This is a genomic window from Kocuria carniphila, from assembly GCF_004136555.1.
GTDB classification, from domain to species: domain Bacteria; phylum Actinomycetota; class Actinomycetes; order Actinomycetales; family Micrococcaceae; genus Kocuria; species Kocuria carniphila.
Window position 1 is genome coordinate 58,686 of sequence record NZ_NOIT01000013.1, and the last position, 21,527, is coordinate 80,212.

Below are 21,527 nucleotides of genomic sequence, written 5' to 3' on the forward strand. Positions count from 1 at the left end.
GGTTCGTGCCTGTTTCGGTGCGAACCGAGACAGGAGAAATGTGGCCAAGCCCCGTGTCCACGAGCTCGCCAAAGAGCTCGGTATCACGTCTAAAGAAGCGATTTCCAAGCTTCAAGAATTAGGGGAATTCGTCCGTGGAGCATCCTCCACGGTGGAGCCCCCCGTAGCCAAGAAACTTCGTTCTGCATTCCCCGCCGGTTCCGGCGACGCTGCAGCGGAGAAGGCTCCCCAGAAGAATCAGAGCACCAAGCCGGCGCAGAAGTCCCAGCCCAAGGCCGAGACCAAGCCCGCTGCCGAGCGCCCCGCAGCAGCCCCCGGCCCCAAGCCGGGTCAGGCTGCTCCCAAGCCCGCTCAGGCCAAGGAAGAGACGGCTCCGGCTGCCGCTCCCAAGGCGGAGTCCACGCCCGCTCCGGCACCCAAGGCGGAGGCTCCCAAGGAACAGGCACCCAAGGGGCCCGAGTCCAAGCCGCAGTCACCCAAGTCCTCGGCCCCCAAGCCGGGCGGTGCGCGTCCGGGTAACAACCCGTACGCATCGCAGCAGGGTATGGGTCGCGGTTCCGAGTCCGGCGGTCCCAAGCCGAGTGGTGCTCGTCCGGGTCAGCAACGTTCCGGCAAGCCGGGCGCACCTCGCCCCGGTAACAACCCGTTCGCCCCGCAGCAGGGTATGCGTACCAGCGGTTCCGGCCAGGGCGGTCCCCGTCCCGGTGGACCCCGCCCCGCAGGCCCTCGTCCGGGCGGTCCCCGTCCCGCGCACGGCGGTCAGGGCGGCCAGGGTGGACCCCGTTCGGGTGCTCCGCGTCCGGGTGGCGCACGCCAGGGCCAGGGTCAGGGTCAGGGTGCTCCCCGTCCCGGTGGTCCTCGCCCTTCGCCCAACATGATGCCGGGGCACACCACGGGTGTGGCTCCCATCGGAAGCCGTCCCGGTAACGCCGGTGGCGGTGGACCCCGCCGCGGTGGTGGCGGTCCCGGTGGCCCCGGTGGCGGCGGCGGTTTCCGCGGCCGCGGTGGTCGTGGTGGTACCCAGGGTGCGTTCGGTCGAGGCGGCGGTGGCCGTGGACGTCAGCGCAAGTCGAAGCGCGCGAAGCGTCAAGAGCTTGAGCAGATGTCAGCACCCGCCGTGGGTGGCGTCTCCGTTCCGCACGGTGATGGCAACACGGTGGTCCGCCTGCGTCGCGGTGCCTCGCTCATGGACTTCGCTGAGAAGATCAACGCCAACCCGGCATCGCTCGTGACCGTTCTCATCCACCTGGGTGAGATGGCCACGCAGACCCAGTCGCTGGACGAAGAAACGTTCGAGCTGTTGGGTGCCGAGCTGGGCTTCAAGATCCAGGTCGTCTCGCCGGAGGACGAGGAGCGCGAGCTGCTCGAATCCTTCGACATCGACCTCGAGGCCGAAGCCGAGGCCGAGGGCGACGAGGTTCTCGAATCCCGTCCTCCGGTTGTCACCGTCATGGGTCACGTCGACCACGGTAAGACCCGTCTGCTCGACGCGATCCGTAACACCACGGTGATCGAGGGCGAGGCCGGCGGCATCACCCAGCACATCGGTGCGTACCAGATCTCCACCGAGGTGGACGGTGAAGAGCGTCTGATCACCTTCATCGACACCCCCGGTCACGAGGCGTTCACCGCCATGCGTGCCCGTGGTGCCAAGGTCACGGACATCGCCGTGCTGGTGGTCGCCGCTGATGACGGCGTGATGCCCCAGACCGTCGAGGCGTTGAACCACGCCCAGGCGGCCGGTGTGCCGATCGTGGTCGCGGTGAACAAGATCGACAAGCCGGAAGCCAACCCGGAGAAGATCCGCGGTCAGCTCACCGAGTACGGATTGATCCCCGAAGAATACGGTGGCGACACCATGTTCGTGGATGTCTCCGCGCGTGCCGGTCAGAACATCGAAGACCTGCTCGACGCGGTCGTCCTGACCGCTGACGGTGCCCTGGAACTGCAGGCCAACCCGGACAAGGAAGCTCGTGGCGTGGCGATTGAAGCCAACCTGGACAAGGGCCGCGGCGCAGTGTGTACCGTGCTGGTCCAGTCCGGCACGCTGAAGGTCGGCGACGCCATTGTCGCGGGTGCGGCTCACGGCCGCGTGCGCGCCATGTTCGACGAGAACGGTCAGGCAGTCGAGACTGCCACCCCGTCCCGACCGGTCCAGGTGTTGGGTCTGTCCGCAGTGCCCCGCGCCGGTGACACCTTCCTGGCCACCCAGGAGGAGCGTACGGCTCGCCAGATCTCCGAGAAGCGTCAGGCCGCTGACCGCAACGCTCAGCTGGCCAAGCGTCGCAAGCGCATCACGCTCGAGTCCTTCGACGAGGCCGTGGCAGAGGGCAAGATGGACACCCTCAACCTCATCATCAAGGGTGACGTGTCCGGTGCCGTGGAGGCGCTGGAAGATTCGCTGCTCAAGATCGATGTGGGCGGAGACGAAGTTCAGCTGCGCGTCATCCACCGCGGTGTGGGTGCCATTACGCAGAACGACGTCAACCTGGCCACCGTGGACAACGCGGTCATCATTGGCTTCAACGTCCGCCCGGCGGAACGTGTCACCGAACTCGCGGACCGCGAGGGCGTGGACATGAAGTTCTACTCGGTGATCTACAACGCCATCGACGATGTCGAGAGCGCCTTGAAGGGCATGCTCAAGCCGGAGTACGAGGAAGTGGAGCTCGGTACCGCCGAGATCCGCGAGGTGTTCCGCTCCTCCAAGTGGGGCAACATCGCCGGTGCGTACATCACCAAGGGCGTGGTCAAGCGCAACGCCAAGGCGCGCCTGGTCCGCGACGGCAACGTGGTGAAGGACAGCCTCACCATCGATTCGCTGCGTCGCTTCAAGGATGACGCCACGGAAGTTCGCGAAGGTTTCGAGTGCGGTATCGGCCTCGGTTCCTTCAACGACATCCAAGAGGGCGACATGATCGAGACGTGGGAGATGCGCGAAAAGCCGCGCGCCTGAGTCACGTCACGTTCAAGCGGCGGGTACCCCGGTTTCCGGTAGGTACCCGCCGCACCGGCCCGTCGCCCACGGCGGCGGGCCCGCGGCGTCGTCGTGATGGCGGCGCCGCACCCCAGATTTTTTAGATACGGAACGCACCGCGTTCCCCAGCGAAGGAGAGTCACCATGGTTGACGCCGCACGCGCCGCACGGCTGGCCGACCGCATCAAGGTGATCGTTGCCCAGGCCCTCGAGCGCCGGATCAAGGATCCCCGCGTCGGTTTCGTGACCATCACCGATGCCCGGGTCACCAACGACCTTCAGCACGCGACGCTGTACTACACCGTCTACGGCGATGAGACGCAGCGCGCGGAGACCGCGCAGGCACTGGAGTCCGCCAAGGGCGTGCTGCGTTCCGAGGTCGGCAAGAACATCACCGCCCGCCTCACGCCCACGCTCACCTTTGTCGCGGACGAAATCCCCGCCGACGCCGCCCGGCTCGAAGAGCTCTTGCGCGCCGCACGCGAAAAGGACGAGCAGGTCGCGGCTCAGGCCGTCGGCGCCTCCTACGCCGCGGGTGAGGACGCGTACCGCACCCCCGAGGACGAAGCCGCGGATGACGATACCGACGACGACTCGCCCCGGAGCTGACGCGCGTGAGTGAACGTCCCCACGTTCCGAGCCCGGCCCCCTCGCTTCCGAGGACGGCCGGGTTCGTCATCGTCGACAAGCCCCTGGGCTGGACCTCGCATGACGTCGTGGCACGAATGCGGCGCCTGGCCGGGACCCGCAAGGTAGGTCACGCCGGCACGCTGGACCCGGCGGCGTCGGGAGTCCTGGTGCTGGGTGTCGAGAAGGCCACCAAGTTGCTGACCTGGGTCACCGGAACGTCCAAGACGTACGAGGCGACCATTCGATTGGGCGCAGCGACCGTGACCGACGACGCCGAGGGCGACGTGACCGAGCGCGCGGATGCCTCGACCCTCGCGGGAGTAAGTGACAGCGACATTCAGCGTGAAGTTTCCGCACTTACCGGCGAGATCCAGCAGGTACCGTCAGCGGTGAGCGCCATCAAGGTGAACGGAAAACGCTCTTACGCCCGAGTTCGCGGCGGCGAGGACGTCGAACTGGCCGCGCGACCCGTCACGATCCACGAATTCACGGTGCACGACATCTCGCGCGACGAGACCGGCATCGATGTGACGGCCACGGTCTCGTGTTCCTCAGGCACCTACATCCGTGCGCTGGCCCGTGACATGGGCCGTGGCCTGGGCGTGGGCGGACACCTGACGGCGCTGCGCCGCACGCGCGTGGGGTCCTTCACTCTCGACCAGGCGCACACGCTGGACGACCTGACGCAATCGGTGAGCGACGGCGGGACCGTGGACACCCTGGAGATCAACCGTGCCGCGGAACTGCTGTTTCCCGTGCGCCGTTTGGACGCGGGGGAGGCCACGGACCTGTCGCACGGTCGCCGGATCTCCGCGCACCCGGCCGATCTGGTCAGCGGAACAGACTTGCCCGTTGCGTGCTTCGCACCTAACGGGACTCTGGTGGCCCTGGCCGAGAACCGCGGCTCCGCTTCCAAGCGCTACGCGGCATCCGTTCTGGGCATTGCCGCGGGCGAGACGTTTTCTGCCGACTCGACCGGCACGTCCGAACCGTCCGAACAGGAGAATCACTGATGCTGTGGGGTTACGACGGATGGTTCTGGGCCTCGGTGGTGATTGGAACGCTGTCGTGTTTGATCTGCCTGGTGCAGGCGATGCGCGGACGCGAACCCGACGACTTCTCACAAGGCTCCGTGCTGATTCTGGAACTGTTCCTGCTCGTGTACGTGGTGGGTTCGATCTTCCTCCCTATCTTCGGGTCGGAAGCCTCGGGCAGTGTTCTCGAGTACTGGGGTTACCTGCTGACGGCGCTGCTCATCCCGGCCGGAACGTTCATTTGGTCTCTCGTGGAACGCTCACGCTGGTCCACGCTCATCCTGGCTGCGGCCGGACCCGTGGTCATCATCATGGTCTACCGCATGAACTACATCTGGTACTACCAGAACGTCTGAGGCCGGCAGCATTGACCACTCCGCGGAAAGGAACGGGATCACGGTGACCAAGTCCACCGAGCACAACGCGTTGCAGCAGCGTTTCGGCAACCGCGTGAAGACAAAGCGCACGGATGCCAAATCCAGCGGATTCGGGAGGCTCATCATCGTGATTTACGGGGTGTTCTCGCTCTCGGCAGGTGTGCGTTCCCTGTACCAGCTGGGTACGGAGTTTTCCGAGGCACCGCTGGCGATCATCCTGTCCACGATTTCCGCCGTCATCTACGTGATTGCGACCGTGGCACTGACCAAGACCGGCCCCGGTTGGCACCGGATCGCGTGGATCGCCGTATGGATCGAGATGATCGGCGTGCTCGCAGTCGGCCTGCTCAGCGTGCTCTCGCCCGAACTCTTCCCCAAGGCCAGTGTCTGGTCGCACTTCGGCGCGGGTTACGGTTTTGTGCCCTTGGTCTTGCCCATGATCGGTCTTATCTGGTTGTGGCGCACCCGTCCCACCCGCGCCAACGGGTAGGCTCGTTTCGTCCCGCCCGCACACTCGACATCGAGGAGAACAGTGATTCGCTGGAGATCCCGCGACGACATCACCCCGGGTTTCGGACCGTCCGTGGTGACGATTGGAAACTTCGACGGAGTCCACCGCGGTCACCAACACGTCTTCGACACGTTGTTGGAGGTGGCCGGGGAACGCACCGCGAAATCGGTGGTGGTCACCTTTGATCCCCACCCGGCGCTGGTGCACCGGCCCGAGTCTCACCCCGGCGTGATCATGGGGCTCGAGGACAAACTCGACGCACTGGAACACACCGAGATCGATGCCGTGCTCGTGCAGCCCTATTCCCTCGATTTCGCTCAATTGACCCCCGAAGAGTTCGTGGTCGACTACCTGGTCAAGCCGCTCGAAGCGGTGTGCCTGGTGATCGGTGAGGACGTGCGTCTGGGTAAGGACAACACCGGCGATCTGCATGCCATCAGGGCGCTGGGCGACAAGCACGGTTTCGACGTCGTGGTCGTCGAGGACGTCGTGGGCACCGATCCTTCGACTCCCCTCAAGAACGGCACACCCGCGGCCGCGGCTACGGAACGCCGCTGCTCCTCCACGTGGATCCGCTCGTGCCTGGAAGCCGGTGACATGCGCGGCGCCACGGGTTTGCTCAGCCGCAACCACCGGATGCGCGGGGAAGTAGTGCACGGAGCTGCTCGCGGTCGCGAACTGGGATTCCCCACCGCGAACCTTTCGCCGGACGCGTCCGGATTCATCCCCGCGGACGGTGTCTACGCGGGATGGCTCGTAGATCAGAACGGCAAGCGCTGGCCCACGGCCATTTCCGTAGGCTCGAATCCGACGTTCGAAGGGGTCTCCCGTCAGGTCGAGGCGCACGTGATCGATCGGCCGGAAGAGAACATTGAGGACTTCGACCTCTACGGTCAACAGGTCGTGGTGGAATTCGTGGAACGACTGCGCGGCATGGTTGCCTACCGCGGCATCGATGCGCTGGTGGCCCAGATGAACGACGACGTCAAACGGTCCCGCGAGATCCTGGCCAAGGAACCTCACGAGACCGCCTGATACATCCGGCCGGGTAGTTGCTACATCTCCTCGTGCTCAAGGGGATCGAAACCGGAGCCGCTCAATCCGGTGTGCAACATCTTGATGCGTCGCATCTGATCGTCCGAGAGATCCCAGTCGAACACGTCCAGGTTCTCGGCCATGCGGGTGACGTCCGAGCTCTTGGGGATGGGCAGGATGTTGGACTGGATGTGCCACCTCAGGATGACCTGGGCGGGCGTGCGGCCGATGCTGCGGGCAATTTCCGAAAGCCACTCGTGCTGCAGGATGTCCGTCTTGCGGCCCAACGGTGACCACGCCTCGGTCACGATCTTGTGTTCTGCGTGGAACTCGCGCAGCAGTTCCTGCTGGTACTGCGGGTTCAGTTCCACCTGGTTGATCACCGGCATCTCGTCCGTTTCCTTCTCGAGCCGCAGCAGGTGCTCCGGCAGGAAATTGGACACGCCGATCGACTTGATCAGGCCCTGATCCCGCAGCTCGATCATGGTCCGCCAGGACTCCACATAGCGGTCCACGGAGGGATTGGGCCAGTGGATCAGGTACAGATCCACGTAATCGGTTCCCAGCCGTTCCAGGGAGCCTTCGAGCGAGCGCCGAACGGAATCCGTTCCGTGATGGCGACCCGGGAGCTTGGTGGTCAGGAAGATGTCATCGCGGTTGATCCCGGATGCCTTGACGCCGCGACCCACACCCAGTTCGTTGCCGTAGTTCACGGCGGTGTCGATCAGGCGGTAGCCGCGCCACAGCGCTTCAGGGATCAGCGCCTCAGCCTCGGCGTCGTCCATGGGGTAGGTCCCCAGGCCCAACTGCGGAATCTTGTTGCCGTCGCGCAGCACGTGGGGCGGGGCGTCCGGGACGGCGTCCTCAAGTTTCTTGTCGCTCATGCGTTCCTCAATTCACTCGGCAGTACTTTGGCGGAGGGTGTTCAATACCTGGCACACGGCACTCGCGCTGATCTCCGCCACAAGGTCGATCTCCAGGTGGAACTGTTGTCCGGCGGCGGGACCGCACAGATCCGACACGCTGCGCACCGCCAGGAAGGGGTATCCGCGGGTGGCGCACACCTGCGCCAGCGCGACCGTTTCCATGTCCGTGCTGAGCGCCTCGGGGAAGATCTCGCGGGTGGCACCCACATTGGCTTCCGTGACGAACGAGCCACCCGAAAGCATGGTGCCACGGAGAACGGTCTGCTCATCGCTCCCGACCAGAGTTTCCGTGGCATTCAGCAAACTCTCAGCGGGGGAGTAGCTTTCCGGCATGCCGGGTACTTGTCCGGGAACATATCCAAACGCCGTGGCATCTGCATCCGTGTATCGATAGCCGGTGCCGATCACCAGGTCACCCACGTTCACGTCCGCTCGTAGGCCCCCTGCCGAACCGGCCGCGAGCACCATGGAGGGCTCGAAACGTTCGATCACCGCCGTCACCGCCGACGCCGCATTGACCAGCCCGATACCCATGCGCACGAGCAGCACGGGGGCACCTTCCAGGACCACCGCGTAGACCAGTGCCTGACCCACGGTGAGCGGCTGCGCCGCTTGTTCCTCGGCGCGCGTCAGAAAAGGTGCTGCCTCTTCGTCCATGGCGACCACCACGGCGGGTGCGCCCACGCAGCGACCGAACAGGGCGGCGTCGTGATTCAACGTCTCCTGGGAGGCGCCTGCGCTCACTTGGTGACCACGTCCCAGGCGGCGCGTTCGTCCAAGAAGTCCTGCACGGCAGACTTGGCGGCCTCAAGGCTGTGGTTGGCGCCCCAACCGCACTGCACCTCGTTGGCGGCCGGAACCTCGTCCGCCGCGAGGATGTCCTTGAACGTGGCCTCCAACAGATCCTTGAACTCAGCGTCCTCCACGCCCAACATGAGCGCGTAGAAGCCGGTCTGGCAGCCCATGGGGGAGAAGTCGATGAGCGCTTCGGTGTGATTGCGCATGTGCTCCGCGGTGAGGTGCTCGATCGAGTGGATAGCCGGCATCTCCAGGTGCGATTCGTTGGGCTGGGAGAACCGCACGTCGTACTTGATGAGCGTGTCTCCTCCGGGCAACTCCTTGCGATCGGCAATCCGAACGTAAGGGGCCGCGACCGAACGGTGGTCGAGGTTGAAAGACTCCACATTCATTTTCTTCATGGTCCTCATTGTCCCAGTTGACGGGGACATCCATAACGGTGACCCGCCTGATACGACGTATTGGTTGACGTCCGTTAGACTGGTCAACGGCCTGACTGCAGTCCGTGGCGGTCAGATCTCGGGTGAGACACCCGAAACCCGGGCGCGAAACCTGCGCACCGGGCGGTCACGGTACTAACTCAAGGAGTTACTTATGGCACTGGATGCCGCTATCAAGCAGGAAATCATCAAGGAGTACGCAACTCACGAGGGTGACACTGGTTCCCCCGAGGTGCAGATTGCCGTGCTGTCCCGTCGTATTTCCGACTTGACCGAGCACCTGAAGCAGCACAAGCACGACCACCACACCCGTCGCGGCCTGATGGCCCTGGTGGGTCGCCGTCGTCGCATGCTTGACTACCTGCGTCGTACTGACATCGCTCGCTACCGTGCGCTCATTGAGCGCCTCGGCCTGCGTAAGTGATCTAAGTTCTCGGTGTTCCCCGTGTTTTCACCCGTGAAGGCGCGGGGAACCGCCGTAACCGGCGCTGTTCGTGACGAACACCGCCAGGTTCCACACGGAACCACCGGCCCACCGGGCCAACACATGAAATAGAAAAAGCTAGTAGCGGATTCGCGCACCATATCGCGGTCCTCGACAGTGGCCTTCGCAATGCATGCGCAGTGCGAGCGCCTCGATCGAAGACCGGTATGTCGCGCTTTTCGCCACAGAAGAAACGGAGGTGACCCTTGGAGGGTCCCGAAATTCAGAGTGCAGAAGCAATCATCGACAACGGTTCGTACGGCAAGCGCGTAGTGCGCTTCGAAACCGGCCGGTTGGCCAAGCAGGCCGCCGGTTCCGCCCTGGTCTCCATCGACGAAGAGACCTCCATGCTCTCGGCCACCGCCGTGGGCAAGAACCCCCGCGAAGGCTTCGACTTCTTCCCGCTGACCGTGGACGTGGAAGAGCGGATGTACGCCGCCGGTCGCATCCCGGGCTCGTTCTTCCGTCGTGAAGGCCGTCCGTCCACCGACGCGATCCTGACCTGCCGCCTGATAGACCGTCCGTTGCGCCCCGCTTTCGGCAAGGGCATCCGCAACGAGGTCCAGGTTGTCGTGACGGTGCTGTCCATCGCACCGGACGAGATCTACAACACCGTGGCCATCAACGCCGCGTCCATGTCCACCTCGCTGTCCGGCATGCCCTTCCAGGGCCCCGTGGGCGGCGTGCGCATGGCACTCATGCCCGAGGAGAACGGCAAGCACCAGTGGATCGCCTTCCCCAAGCACTCCCAGATCGAGAACGCCGTGTTCGACATGGCCGTGGCCGGCCGCGTGGTCACCACCGCTGACGGTTCCGAAGACGTCGCGATCATGATGGTCGAGGCCGAAGCCACCGACAACGCCTGGGAGCTCGTCAAGGGCCAGGGCGCTGTCGCCCCGACCGAGGAGCTCGTCTCCGAGGGCATCGAGGCGTCCAAGTCCTACATCAAGGCACTGTGCGACGCTCAGGCCGACCTGGTCGCCCGTGCGGGCAAGTCCCCCATGGAACTGCCTCGCTTCGGCGGCTACGGCGACGACGCCACCCAGGCCGTCGAGGACTTCGTGGGTAACCGTCTGGCCGAGGTGTACTCCATCGCCGGTAAGCAGGAGCGCGAAGCCGCCACCGACGAGCTGCACCAGAGCGGTCTGGCCGAGCTCACCGGTGAGGGCAAGCCCTTCGCCGACCGCAAGGACGAGATCAACGGTGCCTACCAGGCACTCACCAAGCAGACCGTGCGTCAGCGCATCCTCAAGGACCAGGTCCGCATCGACGGCCGCGGCCTCACGGACATCCGTGAACTGACCGCCGAGGTCGAGGTGCTGCCCCGCGTGCACGGTTCGGCGATCTTCGAGCGCGGCGAGACCCAGATCATGGGTGTCACCACCTTGAACATGCTCAAGCTGGAACAGCAGATCGACTCGCTGTCCCCGGTCAAGCACAAGCGCTACATCCACCACTACAACTTCCCGCCGTACTCCACCGGTGAGACCGGCCGCGTGGGTTCGCCCAAGCGCCGCGAAATCGGTCACGGTGCGTTGGCAGAGCGTGCGATCACGCCCGTGCTGCCCTCGCGTGAGGAATTCCCGTACGCGATCCGTCAGGTCTCCGAGGCCCTCGGTTCCAACGGCTCCACCTCCATGGGCTCCGTGTGCGCCGCGACCCTGTCGCTGCTCAACGCCGGTGTGCCGCTGCGCGCACCCGTTGCCGGTATCGCCATGGGTCTCGTCTCGGACACCGTGGACGGCGAAACCCGCTACGCGGCGCTGACCGACATTCTCGGCGCCGAAGACGCCCTGGGTGACATGGACTTCAAGGTTGCAGGTACCTCCGAGTTCGTGACCGCCATCCAGCTGGACACCAAGCTCGACGGTATCCCGGCCTCCGTGCTGACCGCCGCCCTGAGCCAGGCTCGCGAAGCCCGCCTGTACATCCTGGATGTGCTGACCTCCGCGATCGACGCTCCGGACGAGATGAGCGAATTCGCGCCTCGCGTGATCAGCGTGAACGTTCCCGTCTCCAAGATCGGTGAGGTCATCGGCCCCAAGGGCAAGATGATCAACCAGATCCAGGAAGACACCGGAACCGACATCTCCATCGAGGACGACGGCACCGTGTACATCGGTGCCACCGACGGACCGTCGGCAGAGGCCGCTCGTTCGGCGATCAACGCGATCGCCAACCCGCAGGTCCCCGAGGTGGGCGAGCGTTACCTGGGTACCGTGGTCAAGACCACCACCTTCGGTGCGTTCATCTCCCTGACCCCGGGCAAGGACGGCCTGCTGCACATCTCCGAAATGCGCAAGCTCAACGACAACAAGCGCGTCAACGAGGTTGACGACGTCGTAAGTGTCGGCCAGAAGGTCCAGGTCGAGATCACCAAGGTCGACGACCGCGGCAAGCTGTCGCTGGCACCGGTCGTTGCCGACGAGGACAAGGCCGAAGAGCTCGAGTCCGAACCCGTCAACGAGAGCTGATCGAGGGGTAACTCGAGGTTCATGACGGTAGTTCACCTTCCGCTGGAGGCGGGCGATCCCGGGGAGAAAATCTTCCCCGCGGACGCCCGCCTTCGGGCGTACTCAGCTTCTTTGCCGGACACCACCGGCTTCACCCACGTGGTCCACGACGACGCCGACGGCGCCGTGATCACCCGCAGCGTACTGCCGTGCGGTACACGCGTGCTCACGGAAAAAATGCCCGGTCAACGCTCGGCCTCCGTGGGCTTCTGGGTCAGCCTGGGTTCTCGTGACGAGGCACCCGGGATGCTCGGTTCCACGCACTTCCTGGAGCACTTGCTGTTCAAGGGCACGGCGCGGCGCACATCGCTCGACATCGCCGAAGCGTTCGACGCTGTGGGTGGCGAGTCCAACGCGTTCACCGCCAAGGAGAACACGTGCTACTACGCGCGGGTGCTTTCGGACGATCTGCCCATGGCCATTGACGTTCTCGCGGACATGTTCTCGAGCGCGGTACTGGACCCGGACGAGTTCGATCGCGAACGGGGAGTCATCCTCGAGGAAATCGCGATGGACCGTGACGACCCCACCGATTTCGCGTTCGAACAGTTCACCGCAGCGGTCCTGGACGGCTCACCCCTGGCGCGTCCGATTGCGGGCACCCCGGAGGAGATCCGGTCCGTGGCTCGTGACGCCGTGTGGGAGCATTACCGTGCGGCCTATCGTCCGGAACATCTCGTGGTCACGGCCGCCGGCGGGCTCGAACACGAACGCGTGGTCGAGCTGGTTCGGGAGTCCTTGACCCGCGCGGGCTGGGATCCGGATGCACCCGGTGCGGTGGGGGCGCGGCGCGCCAATACATCGGCTGTGCTCACACCCCTGACGGGCACCCAGGTGTTTCACCGCCCCGTGGAACAGGCGCACGTGGTGCTGGGCGGTCCTGCACTGCGCGTGGGTGATGACCGGCGTTTCACCATGACCGTGCTCAATGCCGCACTGGGCGGGGGGATGTCCTCACGGTTGTTTCACACGATCCGCGAGCAGAAGGGCCTGGCGTACTCCACGTTCTCGTTCTCGGGTGCGTATTCGGATGCCGGGTATTTCGGCATGTATGCGGGCTGCACCATGGATCGGGTGGACCAGGTCGCGCAACTCATGCGCACCGAGCTGGACCGGCTCGCGCAGGACGGAATGACCGCCAAAGAATTGGCTAAGATCGAGGGCCAGCTCAGCGGCGCCACTGTGCTGGCCCTGGAGGATACCGGTTCACGGATGTCCCGTTTGGGATCGGCAGAATTGAAGACCGGCGTGTACATGGACGTGGACGAGTCCCTGGACCGGATCCGCGCCGTGACCTCGCAGGACGTTCAGACGCTGGCGGCGGAACTGTCCGCGGCGTCGTCCGTGCAGACCGTGGTGGGGCCGCAAGCTCCGGCCGAGAAGCTGCCGAGCCAGAACTAAGGAGTGGTTGAGATGACCGAATCGAACAACACCATCAAGGTGGCCGTGCTCGGTCACCACGGACGCATGGGTTCCGAGGCCGTGGCTGCCGTTGAGCGTGCTGCCGGGTTGGAACTGGTCGCCGCGCTGGGTCGTGGCGATGATTTCCAAACCATCGTCGACTCGGGTGCGCAGGTCATGATCGACCTGACCGTTCCGGAGTCCACGCGGGACAACGTCCGCTTCGCCATCGACCATGGTATCCATTCGGTCGTGGGCACCACGGGCTGGGACGATCAGGCCCTGGCGGACCTCGAATCTCAGCTGGCCAAGCACCCCGAGGTAGGTGTGCTGATCGCCCCCAACTTCGCAGTGGGTGCGGTGCTGGCCATGAAGTTCTCGGAGGCGGCAGCCGCGTTCTTCGAATCCGTGGAGGTCGTCGAACTGCACCACCCCGACAAGCTGGATGCGCCGTCCGGAACCGCAGCCCGTACGGCGTCGTTGATCGGGAAGGCCCGCCGCGCGGCCGGTGTGGTTGACTCGCCGGACGCGACACAGACCGATCCGGACGGCGCACGCGGCGCCGTGGTCGACGGTGTGCACGTGCACTCCGTACGACTACGCGGCCTGGTCGCCCACCAGGAGACTCTGCTGGGCAACACGGGGGAGCAGTTGACCATTCGTCACGATTCCTTTGACCGGATCTCGTTCATGACCGGTGTGGTGCTGGGCGTGCGTGAAGTGGCCAAGCACCCGGGACTGACTCACGGGCTGGACGGCTACATGGATCTGGGCCTGTGAGTCATCGCGAATCCGACTCCCGAGAACACGTTTCCGTAACGTCCGACTCCGGGAAACCCAGTTCTCTGCGGTGGTGGGTGGCCGCGGTCATCGTGCTGGCGCTGCTGACCGTGGTGATCCTGCCCATCTCCGTGGGCTCCAAAGTGTGGATCATCGCCATGTTGGCCTTCGCTGCGGTCTTTACCGTGCTCGAAATCGGTTCCAAGGGGCGCATCCTGGCCGCCCTCATGGTCGCTTTGCTCGCGCTCTATCTTGGCCTGTCGTTCCAACGAGCGGTGCTGCTGCTGAGCTCGGAGGGTTTGATCGTGAAGGGCTTCGGGATCGCCATGCTGGTCATCCCGGCGGTGGGCACGTGGGCCATGGTGCGAGAGATCATTTTCGGTGCCCGTACCGAAAAACTCGGCCGCACCCTCGCCGCGGAAGGCGGGCTCCCCGAGGACAACCTGCCCAAAACGCCGTCGGGCCGCTATGTACGAGAGGCCGCGGACGAGCACTTCCACACCGTTCGCGAAGAGGTCGAGGCGAACCCGGAGGATTGGCGCGGTTGGTACCGCTTGAGCCTGGCCTACTCGGCGAGCTCGGACGGTCGGCGCGCCCGCGGTGCCATGCGCACCGCTATTGCCTTGTACCGCGGCGCGGACCCGGGGGCGGCACTGGCGCGGTGATCGCGGTAACCTTGAGCGTATGACCGATCGCAGCGTAGCCACTCAGCCCGACCGCCCCGCCCCCATGTTCGGAACTCTGCTCACCGCCATGGTGACCGCGTTCAAGGACGACGGGTCCGTGGACCTCGAAACCACGGGGCATCTGGCGGAAGAACTGGTCAACGATGGTTGTGACGGACTGGTGGTGTGTGGCACCACCGGCGAGTACTCGACCATGACCGACGAAGAAAACCTCGCGGTCTTCCGGGCCGTCAAGGATGCCGTGGGCGGGCGCGTGCCCTTGCTCGCGGGCACGGGTTCCAACGACACCGAGCACTCCCGGTACCTCTCCCTGGAAGCCCAGAAAATCGGCATGGACGGCCTGCTGATCGTCACGCCGTACTACAGCAAGCCCACACAGGCCGGTATCGAGGCGCACTTCCGCTCACTGGCGGATTCCGTCGACACGCCGATCATGATGTACGACATTCCGGGTCGTTCGGGCGTCCCGATTGCCCCGGAAACGCTCATCTCGCTGGCGTCCCACGAGAACCTCGTGGCCGTCAAGGATGCCAAGGCAGACTTCAATGCCGCCGCACACGTGATGGCCGAAACCGATCTCGTGTACTACTCCGGTGACGACGGACTGACCCTGCCCTGGATCGCGCTGGGCGCGGCAGGTCTCGTGGGCGTCACGTCCCACCTGGACACTCCGCGGTTCCGCACGCTCGTCGACGCCGCCCTCGCCGGTGACCTCGTCACCGCGCGCAAGGTCAACAATGAGCTGATCCCGGTGGTTCGCGCCGCCATGACTCGTGTGCCCGGTGCCGTGGCCGCGAAAACGATTTTGAATTGGCAGGGGCGCCTGCCGAACAACACCGTGCGCTTGCCGCATGTGGCGCCCACTCAGGCCGAAATCGAGCAGATCCGCGCGGATCTGAGTTCCTCGGTCCTGGCAGACACTTTGAACAATTAAGACGAAAGGGGTCTCATGACCCGATGGACCAACACTGACCTCTCCGAACCCCCCGCGTTGGCCGCAGACACTCTGCGCGTCATCCCGCTGGGAGGTTTGGGCGAGGTCGGTCGGAACATGACCGTGTTCGAGATCAATGGGCAGTTGCTCGTGGTCGACTGCGGTGTGCTGTTCCCCGAAGAAACCCAGCCCGGTGTGGACCTGATCCTGCCGGACATCAACAACATCAAGGACCGCCTGGACGATATCGTGGCGGTCGTCCTGACGCACGGTCACGAGGACCACATCGGTGCCGTTCCGTACCTGCTCAAGCGCCGTCCGGACATCCCCATCATCGGTTCCCAGCTCACCCTCGCACTGATCGAAGCCAAGCTGAAGGAGCACCGCATCAAGCCCTTCACCCTGGCCGTGCGCGAGGGCCAGGTCGAGCGCCTCGGCGAGTTCGAGTGCGAGTTCGTGGCCGTCAACCACTCCATCCCTGACGCCCTGGCCGTGTTCCTGCGGACCAAGGCCGGCACCGTCCTGCACACCGGTGACTTCAAGATGGATCAGTTGCCCATGGACGGTCGCATCACCGACCTCCGCCACTTCGCCCGCCTGGGTGAAGAGGGTGTGGATCTGTTCCTGACTGACTCCACCAACGCCGAGGTGCCGGGCTTCGTACCCACCGAGAAGGCCATTGGCCCCGTGCTCGCAGACGTGATCGCCAAGGCACGCCAGCGCGTGATCGTGGCCTCGTTCTCCTCGCACGTTCACCGCGTGCAGCAGGTGCTCGACGCCGCCGTGGCCAGCGGTCGCAAGGTTGCCCTGATGGGTCGCTCGATGATCCGCAACATGGAGATCGCCGACAAGCTCGGTTATCTGGACGTTCCGCCCAACGTGCTGATCGACCAGAAGAAGGCCGCGGACTACCCGGACGACAAGCTCGTGATCATGTGCACCGGTTCTCAGGGTGAGCCCATGGCCGCGCTGTCCCGCATGGCCAACGGCGACCACAAGGTTCAGGTGAACGCCGGTGACACGGTGATCCTGGCGTCGTCGTTGATCCCCGGTAACGAGAACTCGGTGTTCCGCGTGATCAACGGTCTGATGCGTTTGGGTGCTGACGTGGTGCACAAGGGCAACGCCAAGGTGCACGTGTCCGGTCACGCAGCCGCCGGCGAACTGCTGTACTGCTACAACATCGTGGAGCCCGAGTACGTCATGCCGGTCCACGGCGAGGTGCGCCACCTGATCGCCAACGGTGCCCTGGCCCAGGAGACCGGTGTTCCCAGCGATCACGTGCTGCTCGCCGAGAACGGCACCGTGGTGGACATGCACAACGGTAAGTCCAAGATCACCGGTCAGGTCGAATGCGGGTTCATCTACGTGGACGGCTCCTCCGTGGGTGAGATCACGGACGCGGACCTCAAGGACCGCATGACCCTGGGTGAAGAAGGCTTCATCTCCGTGGTTACCGTGGTCAATCGCGACACCGGCAAGATCGTTTCCGGCCCGGACATCCACGCGCGCGGCGTGGCCGAGGAGGACACTGTCTTCAATGAAATCCGCCCCAAGATCATTGCGGCCCTCGAAGACGCGATGGGGGAGTCCGGCAAGAATCACACAGCGCACCAGCTGCAGCAGGTCGTGCGCCGCACCATCGGCTCGTGGGTTTCGCGCAAGCTGCGCCGCAAACCCATGATCGTACCCGTGGTGGTCGAAGCTTAATTAAGGCTGATCCGAGCGAGCCGAGCCCGCCCCGACGCGATGTCGGGGCGGGCTTTGCGCTCGGCGGGTATTCTGGAACATATGGCGTCACGAACTTCCCCTCCGCGATCGTCGAAGTCAACATCTCGAACCTCGACCGCATCCCGCTTCTCCAAGGGCACTACCAAGAGCACGTCCAAGGCCCCGGCCAAGTCCACACCACAGGGACCGTCTGCTGGTAGTCGTCTCCTTCATGCCGTGGTCAACGCGTGGGCCGGTCTCGGCCACGTGGTGGGTGCCGGTGTGCGGCGGATCGGCACCGTGCGCACGGACATGGCTCCGGAGGAGCGCCGCGACGGCGGCGCACTCGTATGGCTCGTGCTGGCCGTCCTGATCGCGGCGGTTGAGTGGTGGAACCTTCGCGGAGTGGATGCCACCTTCATTTCCATGCCCGCCTCCTGGGTGCACGCCGTGGTCGGCGGCACGTTCGGCTTCATGGCGCTCGTGTTGCCCGTGTTCTGCCTGTTCTTCGCATGGCGGGCATTCCGGCACCCCACCGAGACACAAGCCAACAACCGCATCGCCATCGGGCTCATGGCACTGACCGTGGCTGGATCCGGTATCGCGCACATCGCCGGTGGACAGCCCCAACTCAACCAGGGGTTCGAAGCGATCTGGCGCGCCGGCGGGTTCGTCGGTTTCCTGGCCGCCGATCCGCTCTCGGCGCTCGTGACCCACTGGGGTGCCCTGGTGGTACTTGCCGTTCTAGCTTTCCTCGCCGTACTCGTCATGACCGCGACCCCTGTCGGCCAGATCGGGCCGCGACTGCGGGACGGTTACGACAAACTCATGGGACAGGGCGAGCACCGGACCACCGACGTGTCGGACCCTGAACACGACCGCTCGTACCTGGACCCGGCCAGCCCGCAGAAGAAGCGGGGCAAGCGCCAGACCCGCGCCGAGCGGCGTCGTGAAAAGGCCCAGTTGGACGCCTACAACGGGGACGAGGCCTTCGAACGTGCCGTCGTGGACGAGGCCAAGCGCCGCGAGGCCGCGGACGGCTCCTCGAGTACCCGCGTGTTCGATCTTTCCAACGACGGCGCTCCGTCCGGTTCCACGTCCTCGACCGCCGCGGGTGCCGCGAGCGCCCAGGTCCAGGACACCGAGGACATCCCGAGCGTGCGACCGGGTGTGAAGCGCCCGACCAAGTCCCAGATCGCCGCGGACAAGTTGCGGCGCGAACAGGGTCTGGAACCGGCCGCAGACACGGCAGAAGCCTCGGACGCACCGGCGCTCGCAGAGGTGGATGCCCCCGAGAGTTCACGGACCCACACGCCGTCGGCGCCGATCCCGGCCCGCTCCGAGCAGCTGCAGCTTGCCGGTGACATGGCGTACAACTTGCCGGACCCCGGGAGCCTGGTGCAGGGCCCGCCGGCCAAGGAACGCTCCGAGGCCAACGACCGCGTGGTGGGTTCACTGACCAACGTGTTGCAGCAGTTCAACGTGGATGCCGAGGTCACCGGTTTCTCCCGCGGCCCCACCGTGACCCGCTACGAGATCGAACTCGGCTCGGGCACCAAGGTGGAGCGCGTGACAGCGCTGTCCAAGAACATTGCCTATGCGGTGGCCTCCGCCGATGTCCGCATCCTCTCACCCATCCCGGGCAAGTCCGCGATTGGCATCGAGATCCCGAACACGGACCGAGAGACCGTGGCCCTGGGTGATGTGCTGCGCTCACAACGGGCTCGGAAGTCCGAACACCCCATGGTCATGGGCGTGGGCAAGGACGTCGAGGGAGGCTTCGTGGTGGCCAACCTGGCCAAGATGCCGCACATGCTGGTGGCCGGTGCGACCGGTGCCGGTAAGTCTTCGTTCGTGAACTCGATGATCGTGTCGATCCTGATGCGCTCCACCCCGGACGAGGTGCGCCTGGTCATGGTGGACCCCAAGCGCGTGGAACTCACCGCGTACGAGGGCGTTCCCCACCTGATCACGCCCATCATCACCAACCCCAAGAAGGCCGCCGAGGCCCTGCAGTGGGTGGTGCGCGAAATGGACGCCCGCTACGACGATCTGTCGCACTACGGGTACAAGCACATCGACGACTTCAACAAGGCCGTGCGCAATGGCAAGGTGCAGCCGGAGCCCGGTTCCAAGCGCGTCATCCGCCCGTACCCGTATTTGCTCGTCATCGTGGACGAGCTCGCGGACCTCATGATGGTCGCCCCGCGCGACGTCGAGGACGCGATCGTGCGCATCACCCAGCTCGCCCGCGCCGCCGGTATCCACCTGGTGCTGGCCACCCAGCGCCCGTCCGTTGACGTGGTTACGGGCCTGATCAAGGCCAACGTGCCCTCGCGCATGGCGTTCGCCACGTCATCCGTGACCGACTCCCGAGTGGTCCTGGATCAGCCCGGTGCCGAGAAGCTCATCGGCCAGGGTGACGCGCTGTTCCTGCCCATGGGCGCTTCCAAGCCCATGCGTGTGCAGGGCGCGTGGGTCTCGGAGTCCGAGATCCACAAGGTCGTGGAACACGTCAAGACCCAGATGCAGACCAACTACCGCGAAGACGTGATCCAGGAAGCGCCCAAGAAGCAGATCGACGAGGACATCGGGGACGATCTGGACGTGCTGCTGCAGGCAGCCGAACTCATCATCACCACCCAGTTCGGTTCCACGTCCATGCTGCAGCGCAAGCTCCGCGTGGGCTTCGCCAAGGCAGGTCGCCTCATGGACCTGCTCGAGTCCCGCGGCGTGGTGGGCGCCTCGGAGGGTTCCAAGGCCCGTGATGTTCTGGTCAAGCCCGACGATCTCGCGGCCACCCTGGCGCTCATTCGCGGCGAGGAACCGCCTTCGACCCCCGGCGACGACGCCGCCGGGGCAGGTTCCGCAGCGGCGTCGGCGGGGACCGGTGGTTCCGTCGACTACGGTGACGACCCCGTGGAAGCAAGCCTGTCCGACGTGGCCAAGGACTACCACGACGGAAACGACGACGATGATTCGAACGATGCTTGGGAGTTGACCGGACGATGATGGCTCGAAAAGGCGGAACCCCCGCACCCCGGGCGGTCGCAGACCCGCCGCCCAACTCATCCAACTGGAATCTGCCCAATGCGCTGACGGCACTGCGCATTGTCATGGTGCCGTTCTTCGTGTGGTTCCTGTGGGCCGGTGGAACGCACGGTGAGGATTCCATGCCCATGCGCTGGGCTGCCGTGGTGGTCTTCGGCGTGGCCATGTACACGGACAAACTCGACGGCGACATCGCCCGCGCACGTAACCTGATCACCAGTTTCGGCAAGATCGCCGATCCCATCGCGGACAAATTGCTGACCGGTGCTGCGTTCGTGGTGCTCTCCATGTTGGGCGAGCTGTGGTGGTGGGTGACCATCGTGATTCTGGTGCGTGAGTGGGGCATCACGATCATGCGTTTCGTGGTGATCCGCTACGGCGTCATGGCAGCTTCCAAGGGAGGCAAGACCAAGACCGTGCTGCAGACGGCGGCTCTGATCGCTCTGCTGCTGCCGCTGGCACCATTCGTGGGTGCTTGGTGGCTGTGGTTCGCATGGGTGTTGACCGCGCTGGCGTTGATCGTCACGGTCGTCACCGGTATTGACTACGTGATCAAGGCCGTGCAACTGCGTAACGCTGCCGTGAACAAGGCCGCTGAGAACGAGGACGAATAGTGGCAGATTCTCAACTTCATACCGCCGTGGATCTGATTCAGTTGGCCGTAACGCACGGGGTGACCATCGGAACCGCGGAATCGTTGACCGGTGGAGCGGTGGCAGCGGCCATTGTCGATGTTCCGGGCGCCTCCGACTCTCTGGAGGGCGGTGTGGTGAGTTACTCGCATGCCGTGAAGGAAAAGACTCTGGGCGTCTCCCATGAGTTATTGGAGCGTCAGGGTGCCGTCGATCCCGAGGTGGCGGAGGCCATGGCACGCGGCGCCCGTGCCGCTCTGGGTGTCGACTGGGCCGTGGCCACGACCGGCGTGGCCGGCCCCGAACCGCACGATGGTCAGGAGGTCGGCACCGTGTACCTCGGTGTCAGCGGACCCAGGGGAGAGGACCACCTCGAGCTGCGCCTGGATGGCGGACGCGCCGCTATCCGTCGGGAGTCGGTTTCCCGGGCCATTGACTTTCTTGCGTCACAAATCGAGCTCACAGACAACTTCCAGTGAAATTCTTTCGCCAACAAGGAACAATTGAACGGGCAAGCAGGTTACTACTACCAGAGGCTCAACTTGAGTCGCCCAGGGTCAAGGTTGTGGCTACCGCCCGACTGAAAGCACCTGGTTAAACGGTTTGAC

Annotated in this window: 19 protein-coding genes; 16 read left to right on the forward strand and 3 right to left on the reverse strand. The window is 64.8% G+C overall.

All coding sequences use genetic code 11. The features are described 5' to 3' along the window. Positions 1-40 precede the first annotated feature (40 nt). From infB to EWV37_RS10785, 6 genes are all read left to right on the forward strand, one after another. Positions 41-2,956, forward strand: coding sequence for a translation initiation factor IF-2 (infB, locus tag EWV37_RS10760; protein WP_129701540.1), 2,916 nt, complete (start codon positions 41-43; stop codon positions 2,954-2,956). 165 nt (positions 2,957-3,121) lie between these two features. Continuing rightward, a complete protein-coding gene (gene rbfA / locus EWV37_RS10765) occupies positions 3,122-3,586 on the forward strand; it encodes a 30S ribosome-binding factor RbfA (RefSeq protein ID WP_129701542.1) in 465 nt (154 codons plus the stop codon). 5 nt (positions 3,587-3,591) lie between these two features. Continuing rightward, positions 3,592-4,620: a tRNA pseudouridine(55) synthase TruB gene (gene truB / locus EWV37_RS10770; protein ID WP_095796716.1), complete on the forward strand. Its 1,029-nt coding sequence runs from the start codon at positions 3,592-3,594 to the stop codon at positions 4,618-4,620. Further along, positions 4,620-4,997: a hypothetical protein gene (locus tag EWV37_RS10775; protein ID WP_095796715.1), complete on the forward strand. Its 378-nt coding sequence runs from the start codon at positions 4,620-4,622 to the stop codon at positions 4,995-4,997. The genes truB and EWV37_RS10775 overlap by 1 nt, the downstream gene beginning before the upstream one ends. Positions 4,998-5,040: 43 nt before the next feature. Beyond that, positions 5,041-5,508, forward strand: a complete 468-nt coding sequence (locus tag EWV37_RS10780) for a hypothetical protein (protein WP_095796714.1) — start codon at positions 5,041-5,043, stop codon at positions 5,506-5,508. A 42-nt stretch (positions 5,509-5,550) separates the two neighbouring features. Then, positions 5,551-6,564, forward strand: coding sequence for a bifunctional riboflavin kinase/FAD synthetase (locus EWV37_RS10785; protein WP_095796713.1), 1,014 nt, complete (start codon positions 5,551-5,553; stop codon positions 6,562-6,564). Positions 6,565-6,584: 20 nt separating this feature from the next. Here the strand turns inward: EWV37_RS10785 and EWV37_RS10790 are convergent, their stop codons facing one another. Genes EWV37_RS10790 through EWV37_RS10800 form a run of 3 tightly spaced genes read right to left on the reverse strand, consistent with a single transcriptional unit; the run spans position 6,585 to position 8,689 of the window. Beyond that, entirely contained in the window at positions 6,585-7,448 is an 864-nt protein-coding gene (locus EWV37_RS10790) for an aldo/keto reductase (RefSeq protein WP_129701544.1), read from the reverse strand. 12 nt (positions 7,449-7,460) lie between these two features. Further along, complete coding sequence (mtnN, locus tag EWV37_RS10795) at positions 7,461-8,234, reverse strand: 5'-methylthioadenosine/S-adenosylhomocysteine nucleosidase (protein ID WP_129701546.1); 774 nt, start codon at positions 8,232-8,234, stop codon at positions 7,461-7,463. Next, a complete protein-coding gene (locus EWV37_RS10800) occupies positions 8,231-8,689 on the reverse strand; it encodes an S-ribosylhomocysteine lyase (RefSeq protein ID WP_129701548.1) in 459 nt (152 codons plus the stop codon). The genes mtnN and EWV37_RS10800 overlap by 4 nt, the downstream gene beginning before the upstream one ends. A gap of 193 nt (positions 8,690-8,882) precedes the next feature. Here EWV37_RS10800 and rpsO point away from each other — a divergent pair, with 193 nt between their 5' ends. The 10 genes from rpsO to EWV37_RS10850 all read left to right on the forward strand — a co-directional run bounded on the left by rpsO (position 8,883) and on the right by EWV37_RS10850 (position 21,398). Further along, the gene (gene rpsO, locus EWV37_RS10805; RefSeq protein WP_016996788.1) at positions 8,883-9,152 is read left to right on the forward strand and encodes a 30S ribosomal protein S15; all 270 of its coding nucleotides are present in this window, start codon (positions 8,883-8,885) and stop codon (positions 9,150-9,152) included. 266 nt (positions 9,153-9,418) lie between these two features. Continuing rightward, complete coding sequence (locus tag EWV37_RS10810; RefSeq protein ID WP_129701550.1) at positions 9,419-11,686, forward strand: polyribonucleotide nucleotidyltransferase; 2,268 nt, start codon at positions 9,419-9,421, stop codon at positions 11,684-11,686. A 21-nt stretch (positions 11,687-11,707) separates the two neighbouring features. Beyond that, positions 11,708-13,126: a M16 family metallopeptidase gene (locus EWV37_RS10815; RefSeq protein WP_095796708.1), complete on the forward strand. Its 1,419-nt coding sequence runs from the start codon at positions 11,708-11,710 to the stop codon at positions 13,124-13,126. 12 nt (positions 13,127-13,138) lie between these two features. Further along, positions 13,139-13,906 (forward strand): 4-hydroxy-tetrahydrodipicolinate reductase, encoded by a 768-nt coding sequence (gene dapB, locus EWV37_RS10820; RefSeq protein ID WP_095796707.1) that lies wholly within the window; start codon positions 13,139-13,141, stop codon positions 13,904-13,906. Next, positions 13,903-14,571, forward strand: coding sequence for a tetratricopeptide repeat protein (locus EWV37_RS10825; protein WP_095796706.1), 669 nt, complete (start codon positions 13,903-13,905; stop codon positions 14,569-14,571). Before dapB ends, EWV37_RS10825 begins: the two co-directional genes overlap by 4 nt. 19 nt (positions 14,572-14,590) lie before the next feature. Then, positions 14,591-15,526: a 4-hydroxy-tetrahydrodipicolinate synthase gene (dapA, locus tag EWV37_RS10830; RefSeq protein WP_129701552.1), complete on the forward strand. Its 936-nt coding sequence runs from the start codon at positions 14,591-14,593 to the stop codon at positions 15,524-15,526. A 15-nt stretch (positions 15,527-15,541) separates the two neighbouring features. Next, positions 15,542-17,236: a ribonuclease J gene (locus tag EWV37_RS10835; RefSeq protein ID WP_095796704.1), complete on the forward strand. Its 1,695-nt coding sequence runs from the start codon at positions 15,542-15,544 to the stop codon at positions 17,234-17,236. 81 nt (positions 17,237-17,317) lie between these two features. After that, positions 17,318-20,248 carry an FtsK/SpoIIIE family DNA translocase gene (locus EWV37_RS10840; protein WP_129701554.1) on the forward strand — a complete coding sequence of 977 codons (2,931 nt, stop codon included), beginning with the start codon at positions 17,318-17,320 and terminating at the stop codon, positions 20,246-20,248. Beyond that, positions 20,248-20,901 (forward strand): CDP-diacylglycerol--glycerol-3-phosphate 3-phosphatidyltransferase, encoded by a 654-nt coding sequence (pgsA, locus tag EWV37_RS10845; protein WP_129701609.1) that lies wholly within the window; start codon positions 20,248-20,250, stop codon positions 20,899-20,901. The genes EWV37_RS10840 and pgsA overlap by 1 nt, the downstream gene beginning before the upstream one ends. Then, positions 20,901-21,398 (forward strand): CinA family protein, encoded by a 498-nt coding sequence (locus EWV37_RS10850; RefSeq protein WP_095796702.1) that lies wholly within the window; start codon positions 20,901-20,903, stop codon positions 21,396-21,398. Before pgsA ends, EWV37_RS10850 begins: the two co-directional genes overlap by 1 nt. The last annotated feature ends 129 nt before the right edge of the window (positions 21,399-21,527 follow it).